At 52.4% G+C, this 13,364-nt stretch carries 14 protein-coding genes; 7 read left to right on the top strand and 7 right to left on the bottom strand.

Features of this window, described 5'->3' with window-relative positions; translation table 11 throughout:
• Positions 1-22 precede the first annotated feature (22 nt).
• A complete protein-coding gene (locus H7A81_RS20125) occupies positions 23-907 on the bottom strand; it encodes a LysR family transcriptional regulator (protein ID WP_255479001.1) in 885 nt (294 codons plus the stop codon).
• Between the two features lie 124 nt (positions 908-1,031).
• Here H7A81_RS20125 and H7A81_RS20120 point away from each other — a divergent pair, with 124 nt between their 5' ends.
• Genes H7A81_RS20120 through H7A81_RS20090 form a run of 7 tightly spaced genes read left to right on the top strand, consistent with a single transcriptional unit; the run spans position 1,032 to position 8,222 of the window.
• The gene (locus tag H7A81_RS20120; protein WP_255479000.1) at positions 1,032-2,039 is read left to right on the top strand and encodes a BMP family protein; all 1,008 of its coding nucleotides are present in this window, start codon (positions 1,032-1,034) and stop codon (positions 2,037-2,039) included.
• A 16-nt stretch (positions 2,040-2,055) separates the two neighbouring features.
• Complete coding sequence (locus H7A81_RS20115) at positions 2,056-3,606, top strand: ABC transporter ATP-binding protein (protein ID WP_182058522.1); 1,551 nt, start codon at positions 2,056-2,058, stop codon at positions 3,604-3,606.
• Complete coding sequence (locus tag H7A81_RS20110; protein ID WP_182058521.1) at positions 3,590-4,705, top strand: ABC transporter permease; 1,116 nt, start codon at positions 3,590-3,592, stop codon at positions 4,703-4,705. Before H7A81_RS20115 ends, H7A81_RS20110 begins: the two co-directional genes overlap by 17 nt.
• Entirely contained in the window at positions 4,702-5,640 is a 939-nt protein-coding gene (locus tag H7A81_RS20105) for an ABC transporter permease (RefSeq protein ID WP_034830138.1), read from the top strand. The genes H7A81_RS20110 and H7A81_RS20105 overlap by 4 nt, the downstream gene beginning before the upstream one ends.
• 2 nt (positions 5,641-5,642) lie before the next feature.
• A complete protein-coding gene (locus H7A81_RS20100; RefSeq protein ID WP_182058520.1) occupies positions 5,643-6,065 on the top strand; it encodes a cupin domain-containing protein in 423 nt (140 codons plus the stop codon).
• A 1-nt stretch (position 6,066) separates the two neighbouring features.
• On the top strand, positions 6,067-6,837 hold the full coding sequence (locus H7A81_RS20095; RefSeq protein ID WP_182058519.1) for a cysteine hydrolase family protein: 771 nt from the start codon (positions 6,067-6,069) through the stop codon (positions 6,835-6,837).
• Entirely contained in the window at positions 6,837-8,222 is a 1,386-nt protein-coding gene (locus H7A81_RS20090; RefSeq protein ID WP_182058518.1) for an amidohydrolase family protein, read from the top strand. Before H7A81_RS20095 ends, H7A81_RS20090 begins: the two co-directional genes overlap by 1 nt.
• Positions 8,223-8,297: 75 nt before the next feature.
• Here the strand turns inward: H7A81_RS20090 and H7A81_RS20085 are convergent, their stop codons facing one another.
• From H7A81_RS20085 to H7A81_RS20060, 6 genes are all read right to left on the bottom strand, one after another.
• Entirely contained in the window at positions 8,298-9,536 is a 1,239-nt protein-coding gene (locus H7A81_RS20085) for an aromatic amino acid transporter (protein ID WP_182058517.1), read from the bottom strand.
• 113 nt (positions 9,537-9,649) lie between these two features.
• Complete coding sequence (locus H7A81_RS20080; RefSeq protein WP_182058516.1) at positions 9,650-10,438, bottom strand: hypothetical protein; 789 nt, start codon at positions 10,436-10,438, stop codon at positions 9,650-9,652.
• Positions 10,439-10,447: 9 nt separating this feature from the next.
• Positions 10,448-10,699: a hypothetical protein gene (locus H7A81_RS20075; protein WP_236699759.1), complete on the bottom strand. Its 252-nt coding sequence runs from the start codon at positions 10,697-10,699 to the stop codon at positions 10,448-10,450.
• A 233-nt stretch (positions 10,700-10,932) separates the two neighbouring features.
• Positions 10,933-11,943: a Gfo/Idh/MocA family protein gene (locus H7A81_RS20070; protein WP_182058515.1), complete on the bottom strand. Its 1,011-nt coding sequence runs from the start codon at positions 11,941-11,943 to the stop codon at positions 10,933-10,935.
• Positions 11,944-11,976: 33 nt separating this feature from the next.
• A complete protein-coding gene (locus H7A81_RS20065; RefSeq protein ID WP_182058514.1) occupies positions 11,977-12,798 on the bottom strand; it encodes a TIM barrel protein in 822 nt (273 codons plus the stop codon).
• Positions 12,799-12,942: 144 nt separating this feature from the next.
• The coding region (locus H7A81_RS20060; RefSeq protein ID WP_182058513.1) for an MFS transporter at positions 12,943-13,364 on the bottom strand (422 nt) is incomplete at its 5' end.

The following is a 13,364-nucleotide window of genomic DNA, read 5'->3' as shown; positions in this document are numbered from 1 at the left end:
AACCAGACGGATGCCCTCAACGCTAACGCAACGTCGACATCATACCTTTTAGTGTCTCCGCAAATACGCTACCAATAGCGCTTGTTCCGCGATCGTGACCAATCAACATCAGCGTCTGTGTATGCTGCGCAAGCTCACGGACCGGGATATAGATCAATCGCCCGCTTCGTTGGTCTGATTCGATATCAATCGGTGTCAGGAAAGTCAGCGTCTGGTCCATCATCGCTGACTGGCGCATCACCTCAATGGAATTAGTTTCGATGACTGTTTGCAGATTGATCGATGCTCGCGCGAAAACCTCATTTAAGTATGGCCTGATGACCATAGATTTATCAGCAATCACCACGGGATAGGGCAGACAGTCACTAAGACGCAGGCTGGCTTTTTCAGCCAGCGGATGACCTGTGCCCACCACGGCCCCCAGTCGCACCGGTACACTGGCAAGTTTTCGATGCACAGGCTGCAGTTCAAAATCAAACCCAATCCCCAAATCTGCTTCACCGCTTGCTACTGCATTGGTGATGTTTTCACCCGTGGTGAGTTGTTGAAGATGCAATTTCACTCGTGGATTAGCACGGCGAAACTCCGCCGCCGTAAGGGGGATGAGGTTGGCGGCCAGCCCGCTCATCATTGCTACTGTGACTTCACCGCGCCGCAGTCCTTTCAATTCCTCAATCTTCATCTGCGCTATTTCAATTTCTTTAAAACTCTGACGCACGTGATGAATCAAGGCTTCGCCCGCTGCGGTTAGCACCATCTTACGTGGCAGTCTCTGGAACAAGGGTGTGCCTAGCTCTTCTTCCAGCGCAATCAGTTGGCGATTGATGGCTGAGGCCGAAATATGTAAACGCTCAGCGGCTTTGCGAATCGAACCACTGCGCGCTATTTGGTCGATATAGATAAACAAACGGTGCTGAAGCATGCCTTCCTCTGCGTTGCCTTTAAGGCATCAGTAAGTGCGAAAAATGATGCTTTTAAGATAATGCTCTTCCGGTGATTAATACAACAAAACCACACCAGGAGAACACATGATGGCAGACGTATCCCGCAGAAAATTTGCGAAATTAGTGGCTGGCGCGCTGTTGTTACCGGCTCTGGCGCCCATGCTGTCGCGCAGCGCAATGGCAGCGAATAACACCATAAAAATTGCCCTGCTGCTGCCAGGCTCTGTTGCCGATGGTGGCTGGAGTTCACTGGCATTTGCTGGATTACAGAGCCTGAAAAAGGCCGGTTTTAGCGTCGCCTACAGTGAAAGCGTACCGCAAGCTCAAATGGAACAAGCGATCCGAGGTTACGCTGACGATGGTTACACCCTGATCATTGGTCACAGCTTCGAATACGGTTCCGCATTTGCCGAAATTGCGCCGGAATACCCAGAAACCTACTTCTTCGCCTCAACGTTCAAACCTGGTGAGAAATCACCTGGTAACGTTGAATACGTCAACCTCGCGTATTTACAAGGCGCCTATGCTGCAGGGGCACTGGCGGCACTGATCTCCGATAAAGGCAAAGCCGTAGGTTTTGTTGGCGGAGGCGATAACCCCACTCAGCAAGCCATGATGCGGGCCTTCATTCAGGCTGCAGAAAAGACCCGCCCCGGCATCAAAGGTATGGGTGTGGTCACTGGCGATTATGACAACGCCGCTAAAGGACGTGAAGCGGCCACCACCATGATTGGCAATGGAGCAGATGTCATTTGGCATGCCGCTGATGTGACCGGCTTAGGCGCAATGCAAGGCGCTGCCGCGGGTAAAGTGAAGGCCATCGGTTGTTATGTCGATCAGCGTGATGTCGCACCAGATTATGTCGCGTGCAGCTTCCGTCAGAACCTCGACTGGATGGTTGAACAAGTCGGAGAGTCAGTCGCCAATAAAACCTTCAAAGGGGGTGATGAATGGCATCCAACGGTGGGTAAAGCCTGGTCGGTGGTCAGCGGCAATGAACAGTACAACAGCAAACTCGTCAGCGCGGATGCATGGGCTAAATTCCAGACCATTTGGCAGCAGCTCGACAGTGGCGCGTTGAAACCAACTGTTTAACCGGCGGGAACTTGTTATGACAGCAACAGCACCTGTTCGCGTGGCACTCAATCACATCACCAAACGCTTTGCTCGCGTCGTGGCCAACGATGGCGTTTCACTCAGCATAAAAGCCGGTGAAATCCACGCCTTGCTGGGAGAAAACGGTGCAGGTAAAAGCACCTTGATGCAGATTCTGTATGGCCTGTATCAGGCAGATGAGGGCGAGATTGTCGTGGATGGATTACCCCGGCGTTTTCGCGATCCGAGTGATGCCATCCACTGCGGCATCGGGATGGTTCACCAGGAATTCATGCTGGTACAGCCAATGACCGTGGTCGAGAACGTGGTGCTGGGGCTGAAAGAGAACCGCAGTGGCGTGCTTAATCTGCAGGCAGCTGCGCAACGGTTACAGGCGCTCTCTGACAAGCACGGTCTGGCGATTGATCCCTGGGCGAAGGTGCAACATTTGCCCATTGGCGTGCAACAGCGCGTTGAGATCCTCAAATTATTGTACCGCGACGCCCAGGTACTGATTCTTGATGAACCCACTGCAGTGCTTACGCCACAAGAAAAAGAAGGCCTGTTTGCCACGTTAAAATCACTGTGCGCTGAAGGGCGTTCCGTCGTGATCGTGACACATAAATTGTATGAAATCATGGCTATCGCCCATCATGTTTCGGTGATGCGCGGCGGCAGGATGATCGATTCGGTCGATATCAATGACACTTCAGAGCGCGATTTGGCCCGCCGCATGGTGGGCCGTGATGTGGTACTTCGCGTGGAGAAATCCCCCTGTCAGCCGGGTAAAACGGTATTGCATGTCGACAATATTGCGGTCCGGGATGCCAGCGGTCAGCAAAAAATCTGGCGCGTTTCTTTGCAGGTTGCAGCCGGTGAAATTCTGGGTATTGCTGGGGTCGAAGGTAACGGCCAGTCCGAGCTTGCTGAAGCATTACTCAATCTGCGCAAGCTGGAGGCCGGGCGCATTTTGTTAAATGGGGCCGATATCAGCGAGGATTCCCCGGCAGTCCGTCGTCATAAAGGGATGGGATTTATCCCCGCCGATCGTCGTGGCGTCGGTTCAGTCACAGCGTTATCAATCACTGACAACGCCTTGTTAGGCCGCCAACACCGTTTCACTCGGGCAGGTGGTTGGTTGCTGGACCGACAGCGCATCAGCCAGCATGCCCGCGATATTATCGCACGTTTCGCTGTACGCACACCCGATGCGGATTTCGAAGCTGGAAAACTCTCTGGCGGCAATTTGCAGAAGCTCATACTCGGTCGTGAAGTGGCGAGCGATCCCTGCTTACTGGTGGTTGAACAACCGACACGTGGATTGGATGTCGGCGCGATTGAGAGCGTGTGGCAAGGGTTAATTGCGGCGCGCGATCGCGGCTGCGCCATTCTGATGATTTCCGCAGAGCTGGAAGAGATTCTTAACCTGTCCGATCGCATTGCCGTGATGTACAGCGGACAAATCGCAGGCGAACTGCCTGCTCATGAAGCAACAGCAGAAAAACTGGGTGAGCTTATGGCGGGCGCTCATCTGCAAAAAGGAGGCGAACGTGAAGAAGCTGCTTGAGAGGCGCCTCGCCCCTGCAGAATCCACTGGCGCGCTGATGCTGACCAGCATCTGCGGCATTATCGCCGCTTTCGCTATCGCGGGATTGTTGTTTATCCCCTTCGGCGGTAATCCGCTATCAGCTTATGGTTTCCTGTTCAATGAAGCATTCGGCTCTCTGCGCAGTCTTGGTCTGAGCATAGTCCAGGCCACGCCACTCATGCTCATCGCGCTGGCGACCATTGTGGTGTGGCGAGCTGGACTGGGTTATATCGGCTTTGAGGGTTGCTTTTTACTGGGCGCTGCAGCAGCCAGTTGGATCGCACTTTCAGGTACACCGCAGGGTTTTCCTTGGGCCATCCCCCCTCTGTTGTATTGGCCGATGGTTTTACTGGCCGCGTTTCTAGCGGGTGCCATTTGGGCCGGATGGGTCGGTGCGCTTCGCGTCAAATTCGGCGGCAACGACGTCCTGATTTCATTAATGGCAAATTACGTTGCGTTATTCATCGTGCAATTCCTTGTTTCCGGACCGATGCGTGCCCCGGGCGACCTTCCACAAACGCCACGTTTGCCCGCCGATAGCTGGTTACCCTTTGTGATGAACGGTATGCGTGCGCATTGGGGAATCGCCATTGCTCTGGTCGCTAGCCTGTTTGTTTTCTTGCTGTTGCGCGCCACGCCGGCGGGCTTTGAAATAAAAATCGCTGGCCTGAATCCACGTGCTGCACGCTATAGCGGAGTTGATGTTAACCGTCGTCAGATGGGGGCCGTATTGCTCGGCGGAGGATTAGCTGCGCTTGCAGGGTTGTGTGCGGTGCTTGGCGTTCAACATCGCTTAATGGATGGCATTTCCGGAGGGGTGGGTTTTATCGGCGTGGTCGTCGCTTTGCTGGCGCGTCTGAATCCGTTACTGGTAATCCCTACTGCGATTTTATACGGCGGGCTCGAAGTGGGCGGCAGCGCCATGCAGCGCCAAACCGGTTTACCGACATCAGTGGTGCTAATCCTGCAAAGTCTGGTGGTGTTATTAATCCTTGCCGGTGATTTGCTGCGCTACTACCGCATTAACTTACCGGGTTTACGCAGATCCAGCCGTCCATTTGTGGAGGAGCAATCATGAATTTGCTGGCTAATCTCGATACCGCGTTCTTTATCAGCTGGCTTGCCGCCGCGGTACGACTTGCCGGACCAGTGTTACTTGCTGCGCTAGGTGAAATCTACTCCGAACGTTCCGGCGTGCTCAATATTGGCATTGAAGGCACCATCTTACTTGGCGCGCTGGCCAGTTACATGATGGCGGTTGAAAGTGGTTCTACGGCACTGGGTTTTATCGCGGGTGGCGTTGGTGGCTTGATCGTTGGCTGCGTGCTGGCCGCGCTCTATCTGCGCGCACATGCCAGCCAGGTCGTGGTTGGCATTGTGTTTAATATTCTCGCTGCCGGGCTTGCATCGTGGATCTATGCCTTGGTGATGGGCAATGGCTCGTCGCCAACCATTCCTATGCTGGAGCCCTGGCATATTCCGGTGCTCTCATCCATTCCCGTCGTTGGACCGATTCTGTTCCAGCAGCCGCTGCCCCTTTACCTCACGCTGATTCTGGCCGTATTGGCACATTATTGCCTGTTTCATACGCGCTTTGGTCTTTCGCTGCGCGCCGTTGGAGAAAACCCGCGAGCTGCGCATGCTGCCGGCCTGAACGTACTGAAAATCCGAACCTGGGGCGTGATGTTTTCCTGTGTCGGAGCGGGTTTAGCAGGTGGATATCTGGTCACCGCGCAAATTGGCCTGTTTCGCGACAATATCGTCAGTGGTCAAGGGTTTATCGCGCTTGCTATCGTGATTTTTGGCCGCTGGAGCCCACTAAAAGCCCTGCTCGCCGCCTTTATCTTTGGTGCGGCTGATGCGCTGCAACTCTCATTACAGCTGTTTGAAAACACGCTGCCACCGCAGGTGCTGCTCGCTCTGCCTTATCTGCTCACGATTCTGGCGATGTCAGGTGTCGTGGGACGCACATTACAACCCGGCGCACTGACGCAGCCTTATCGAAAGGAATAATGATGAAAACGTTTCGTTTCAATAATCTGAAAGATGTTCAGGCTTTCCGTATTAGCCCGGACAGCACCAACTACTTCGCCATCCTGTGCGATAAAACCCTCGATGGCATTGAGAATATCTTTGTTGTAGAGATCTTTAACGTCGGCGGCGCGACGCCCCCCAACGAACATGCCACCGCCCATGAGTTTTTCTATGTACTTCATGGCGAAGGCGTGGCGCGCTGTAATGATGACGAGTTGGTGATCAGGAAAGGTGATTCGCTGTTGTTACACCCGGGTAATGATCATGCCATTCGCAACACAGGAAGCGAAAAGCTGTATACGCTGACGGTCATGACGCCAAACGAGGGCTTTTCAGAACTGATTCGCAGCGGTGACCCTGTCACATTAGACAGTGAAGATTTGCGTATTCTGACGGGAGCCTGAAATGGGGTTAAACGTATTGGGCAGCAACCGATTTAACCAATGGCGTGTTTCAAAAGAACTCATTGATACACGTCGACCAACGCAAGTTTCACGCCCGGTCGAGCTTAGCACTGGCGAAAGGTCTGTGATTTTCGATTTGCAGCACACCGCGATCGTCGTGATTGATATGCAGAACGATTTTTGTCATCCCAATGGCTGGCTTGGCCACATCGGGGTTGATGTCATGCCTGCACGCGCGCCCATCGCCCCGCTACAACATTTGCTGCCGGTATTGCGTCAAGCTGAGGTGCCGGTGATCTGGCTTAACTGGGGTAATCGACCCGATAAGCTCAATCTCAGCCCTGCGCTATTGCATGTTTATAACCCCTATGGCGATGGCGTTGGCTTAGGTGATCCTCTCCCCCTTTCCGGTGCGCCTGTGCTGGAAGCCGGCAGTTGGGCGGCTGAAATTGTTGAAGAGTTAACGCCGGACTCACGCGATATCCGCATCAACAAATATCGTATGTCCGGCTTTCATGACAGCGAACTCGACAGCATTCTGCGTAACCTTGGTGTGACAACACTGCTGTTTGCTGGCGTGAACCTCGATCAATGTGTGCTGTGCACCCTTCAAGACGCTAACTTTCGAGGTTATGACTGCCTGCTTCTTGAGGATTGCAGCGCAACCACTTCACCCTCTTATTGCCGCGACGCCACGCTGTACAACGTGCAACAGTGCTTCGGTTTTGTCGTTCAGGCATCGCAATTACAACAGCAGTTGGAGTGTGATTGATGAGTTATTTATTGTCCGACGGCTGGATTATCACCATGAACCCACAGCGTGAAATCCTGGAACAAGCCAGTTTGGTGATTGAAGGCCAGCATATCCGTGCCATCGGAACACGCGAGACGCTCAGCCTGCAATATCCTGAGGCAGAGGTTATCGATTGCCGTCAACGCATTATTATCCCGGGTATGGTCAATACGCACACGCACCTATTTCAGACGCTCTTAAAAGGGTTGGGCGACGACATGGTGCTGAAAAAATGGTTTACCTGTATGACCGGACCGAGTGCTGTCGCGTTAACGGAAGAGGATGTTTATGCCGCAGCCCTGCACGGCTGCATGGAGTCTCTGCGCTCAGGCGTCACTTCGCTGGTCGATTTTATGTATGCCCATCCCCGGCCGGGTTTGACCGCAAAAGTCATTGAAGCTTTTGAGGTCAGTGGTATTCGCGGTCATGTATGCCGTGGATTCCTGACCACTGGCGCTGAACATGGCATCCCTGAAGCACTTATCGAAACGCCGGAAGCCGCGCTGGCAGACGCACGTCAGGTTATTCATCGATTTCATAAAGCCGACGGCCGCGTCAAAGTGGGCCTGGCACCCAGTATGATTTGGGCTCTGGATGAGAAAGTGCTGCGCGGTACCCGTGAGCTAGCCAATGAAACTGGCGTACTCATCACTACGCATGTGGCGGAAACTGATTTTGAAATTGAACAAGCCAAACTGCGTTTTCAGGGAACAGATACCGAATTCCTGAGTGATATCGGTTTCCTCGGTGCTGATGTATTGGCCGTGCACTGTGTGCAGTGCAGTTCTCGTGATATCCGCGCGCTAAAACATCACGACACACGCGTCTCGCACAATCCATGCAGTAACTTATATCTCGCGTCCGGCGTGCCTCCCATACCTGAAATGCTGGCGGCAGGATTGACGGTAGGACTCGGCTCTGACGGCCCTGCCAGTAGCAATAATCACAGCCTCTTCCAGGCGATGAAGGTTGCCGCACTCCTGCAAAAAGGGGTACACCGCGATCCCACCATTATGACCGCGGAGAAGGTGCTGGAGATGGCCACCATTGATGGTGCCCGAGCCATTGGTCTTGATCATCTGGTCGGTTCATTAGAAGTCGGTAAGCGCGCTGATGTGGTTATTGTTGATACTTCGCATCCGGCGATGACACCCATCCACCACCCAGTTTCATCGCTGGTATATTCCGCATTAGGACATGAAGTCAGTGATGTATTTGTTGACGGTGCGCATTTGCTGCGAAATGGCGAATTTACTCAGATCAACCAGCAAGCCGTAATGGCGCGTTCACAACGTGCGGCACAATCACTGGCCGCACGAACCGGCAATGACACGCCACGAGGCTGGCGTTCAATGGCATTTTAATCGGTGTTTCTTATGGCTTTGAATGACCCCATAAACACCCCCTTCAATCAGCAGGTGAGATTGAATTGCGTTAAATCAAGCGCCACCGAAGGTGGGCAGCCAGCCCACCCAGCTCAGTAACCAGGCGACGATATTCAGCACACCGAAAATCATCACCAGCACAATCGGAAGCGTGGAACGCGGCATCCCGGCAAAACGCTGTTGTGCTTTCCATGCCAGCATTGCCGGGATAAACACCGCCCAAAGCGTTGCAAACAGTCCTGCGAAGCCAATCGCGGCGACAAAGCCATGTGGCCAGAATAATGACGCCATCAACGGTGGCAGAAAGGTCAGGCAGGCGGTTTTCAGCCGTGCAGCAGGAGAATTGCCCCAGCCTAAACGATCGGCGATGAAGTCAAACAGACCGGCTGTAACCCCGAGAAAGGACGCAATCACTGCGAAATGCGAAAAGATGGACATCATCAATGCCAGGGCGCTGACGTGCAGATGATTGCTCAGCGCCGCCATTAGCGCGGCGATATCGCCACCCTGCTGCACGATTGCAGGAAATGCCGCGCGTGGCAAATTGCCCATGGTGCTGGTAACCCAGAACAGATAGAGTGCCAGCGACATTAGGGTACCAAGCACCAGTGCTTGAGTGATATGCCGTTTGTTACCATCGTAATAACTCACCAGCCCGGTGATATTGCCGTGATAACCAAAAGACGCCAGACAAAACGGCAAGACACCGAGAGCATAAGGCCAATAGCTTTCTCCAACTGGCGTCGCGCTGATCAACGAAGGCAAGCTAACCTGCGTCAGCAAACCACCAAAGAGCAGGATCAACAGCAGGATTTTCGCCAGTACGCAGAAGGTCATCAAGCGGCTTACACCTGTAGTACCGAGCCACACCACGGCGGCAACGCAAAGCGTAAGCGCGATTTTCGCACCGGCGGTGGAGAGCGGCACCCCCGCCAGGTTGAGCGAGTGCTGATACACCGGACCGCTGGCGGAGATGTAGGCATAAGTCAGGATGCCTAGCACAAACAGAATACTCAGACCGTTAAGCGTTGCCCAACCGCGACCCAGTAGATCTTTGGTTAAGGTGTCATAACCCGAACCCTGCGGATAATGCAGGCTGGTGCGCATAAACAGCAAACCTGATAGCAACATCGCGCCCCACGTCACCAATAACAGCAGCAGCGCCCAACCAAACCATGCACCGGCCATCACAATTGGCAAGGTGAACATACCCGCACCCACCACCGTGCCGCAGATAATCATCGCGCCCCACCAAACGGAGGGTTGGCGACGGCTCAAGGTTAAATCCGTCATTTTGTAAAATCCCTGCAAACATCAAAGGCGGCGATATTACACGGAAAGCGGCGTGAGGGAGAGGCAACGGCAGCAGGTCGTGACGCGCTGAGTGTCAGCGTAGGGTGACAGCGTCACTCGTCAGAGAGGTGTTCAGACTTGTTGTTGATGAATTCATCGAAACATTGGTAAGTGCTGGTATCAAATAACGAAATGGCCTCTACTTCATTCATTGGTATCACATGCCGGAAATGTTGCAGGTTCAATCCCTTTGAGTCCGCCGTAATCCCCTTCTTCAGATAGAGTTCGTAATAACGATGTTGTTCGTGATAATACAACGTGTCCTTATCCCGGTAGCCACTGATACAAGGGATGATAGACAGGTGCTGGGTGAGACTGTGCTCTATACGAGGTGCGGCGACATAACCAATGTAGACCTTGCGTGATTTAAGCGTAACGAAAATCAACATGTCCTCATCAATAGCCTGAACCAGCAGGGATTCAATCGCATCCAGGGCTGCCATTTCACGATAGGCGGCCTGACGGACGCGTTCGTCACGCAATGATTTTTGTGCGGCATCACCTGCCCTCCAGGCGATAAAACACCCTGCACACAAAGAGAGAATGAAAAACAGTGGATATGAGAGAGCCGTTTTGTTCGTTAACCACGAATAGAAGTCTTTGATGCCATAGGTGGACACAAACAGATGGGGGATTGAAATAATGAGACTAACAATGAGTAAAAACAGGTAGATGAACAGAACCAGGCAAAATCCCTGAATGACAAACTTGCAACCATGCATGGCAACATAAAAGTACGATGTCCAGCCATTAGTTCTGGCCTGGCGTATGCGTGATTGATAATGATTTTCTGTAAACCAAAAGCCACAGACCAATACCACCATAATCACCAAGGGACCCATCGTTAATCCTTAACGTTTCGCGGCCAATTCCTTCATGCGAGCCTGCATGGAATCGCGGACCTGAGGATTACTCATATTTAACCAGGCATTACCGTTCGCATCAGTGATAATTTTGCTGTCATTTGACTGCTCAATATCCTGCTGGTTGATTGATTGCATCAATCGCCCCGGCATGCTGAGAAAACGCTCCAGAAATTTTGGCATATGATCTCCTGACTTCACGAAGTTTAAACCGTCAACAGGCATCAACCGTTTCAACATGATGCCTCCTCAAAGTAAAAACTCAACCTTTCCTGAAATTTCGACATTTAAATGTGGGCAACATTCAATTCAAGTCTGATAAAGTAGCCCTTTCAGAAGGCGAAACAAGCCATCTCGCTTTAAATGAACTGAATATTTATACAGCACTTAGCGGTAAATCTCCAACGATAAATCAAGCACATTTGCTGACGCTGGCTACTGACACGGGCGCACTTGGTGCGCCCGTGTATCCATCATTGATAAAACGCAGGGCGTGGTGGCATGGAAATCGGCACAATCTCACCGTTGTTCTGCGCGGCAACACAAGCATCGGCAGCAACCGCCGCAGCATAGCCATCCCAGGCCGATGGGCCCGTCATGTTGTCAGACAACACATTATTAATGAAATCCTGCAATTCCACATCATAGGCATCGATGAAGCGCTTTTTCCAGTCGGTCAGAATTCCCGTGGAGAGTTTAGCCGCGCTTCGCGTCTGAACGGACATCGGCTCAGGTAAGCTCGCAATCCCGGTCTCACCCACCACTTCACACTGGATATCATAGCCATAGGCACAGTTGACGAAAATTTCGACGTCAATACGCACACCTTTCGCCGTTTCCAGCAGCACTATCTGCGGGTCTTTCAGATGCGATGAGGCTTTACGGGTTTTACGCGGATAAATCACCTGAGCACTGACGTAATCGTCTTTCAGCAACCAGCGCAGAACATCCAGTTCATGGATCAGCGTATCGGTAATCGCCATGTCCGTGGTGTAGGCATCGCCGACTTCCGGGTTACGGTGTGCGCAGTGCAGCATCAAGGGTTCGCCAATGTCTCCGCTATCAATAACGCTTTTCAATGCACGATAGCCGCTATCGTAAGGGCGCATGAAGCCAACCTGCACGCGCTTTTTACCACTCGCGATCTCCGCCTCCACAATGTTCATACAACCCTGCGCCGTCACCGCCAGCGGCTTTTCACAAAATACCGCTTTCCCGGCTTTAATCGCTGCCAGCACAAATTCTTCATGTGTCGGGCCCCATGATGTCACCAGAACCGCCTGTACATCGGGAGCATTAATCAGGTCATGTGCATTGTCATAGATCTCGGCTTTGAGCGCGAGATCGGTCAGGATCTGCTCGCAGTTAGCACGGTTGATGTCATTCAGTGCAACCACGCGAGCGTTTTGCAGCACCTGACTGCAACGACGAATGTGTTCGCGCCCGATTGCGCCAGTGCCAATTACACCAATATTCAGCGTCATGGTTTGTTCCTTCGTTCTTCTGTACGAGTAAAATTAATAGTTCAGATAATCAATGCTGGTACGAATCTCACGCGCGATATCCGCTTCGCTCCACGCTTCCATCACTGACGAGAAAGGTTCAAACGCGTAAGTACCGGTGTAACCTCTCTCCTCCAGGCGCTGGACTTGTCGTTTCGATTGCAACATGTCATCAGCGCTGAGCATGATGCGTTCTTCATCAGTCAATTCTGCAGTTGGACGTGTATCCGTCACACCAGACAGGTGAACCAATCCGATGCGGTTAACGTCAACGCCACTGGCGAAGTCCTGTTCTGCGCCTTCATACAAATGATGATGGAAGGTATCGAGCACGATCTTGAATGGCACATCTGCCTGTTTGATCAACTGTTGTGCCAGTGCCGCCGAACGCAGCGAACTCTGTGGAAAGCCCAAGGGTTCCACCAGCCCTTCAATGCCGTATTCGGCGAACAGCGGCGCGAGCGTTTTTAAAGCGGCAACCGTTTGTTCACTGGAGACCACCGTTCCGTCATTGAGTGGGCACAGCACCAGCGCTTTCGCCCCGGTTTCACGTGCGTCCTTTAATAAACCCCGTGTTTTTTCCAATATCTCAGCGGATAACTGGTTAAAGGGATACACCGCATTGATTGTTTCGATGGTCAGCGCATGTTGATTTGCCAATTCACGAATTTTCTCGCCCCCTAAACCATCCGTCACACTTCCGCCCTTCATATCATTACGAATCTCGACCTTATTTATCCCTAAATCTTTCACCAGGGTGAAAAACTGATTAACAGTTAAGTTCGGCGCAATTTTTCGATTAATACAAAAACGGTCACGGCTTATTTTCTGGCTCATGTTATTTCCTGAAATGATTATCAGCGCATTGTGTTTTGGTTATTCTGTTTTGCTGCAGTGTTTAGCGTGTTTTGATAGTAATTTATCTTCTGGATTTATACTGCGTCATCGTTGAGTGATTTACATCAAGCTCGCGAATCCATCCTAAGGCTTGCCGTCATACAGCGCGAAGAAGTAATGCTCGACCTGTTCCAGACTGCGCCCTCGCGTTTCCGGAATGGCGCGCAGCACAAACATCGAGCCACCAATACCGATGATCGCGAAGGTGAGGAATGCGCCTGCAAGACCAAAAGCAGCCAGCAATATCGGAAATGCCATTGAAATAGCAAAGTTGGCCATCCACAGTGCGAACACAGCGCCGCCCATGCAGATCCCACGCATGCGCGCCGGGAAGATCTCCGAAAGCAGCAGCCAGGTCACCGGGGAAAGTGCGCCTTGCTGGAAACACAGGAACATCAGCATGCCAGTCAATACCAGATAGGCACGCAGCAGATTGACCTCTCCGCCTGCCAGATATTCCGGCATGAAGAAGCACACGGCGGCAATAAAGAACAGGCAAGCCGTAC

The sequence above is a fragment of the Pantoea sp. ME81 genome, assembly GCF_903970985.1.
GTDB classification, from domain to species: Bacteria; Pseudomonadota; Gammaproteobacteria; order Enterobacterales; family Enterobacteriaceae; genus Pantoea; species Pantoea communis.
The sequence above is the reverse complement of the archived record's forward strand: the minus strand, read 5'-3'. Positions and strand labels throughout refer to the sequence as shown.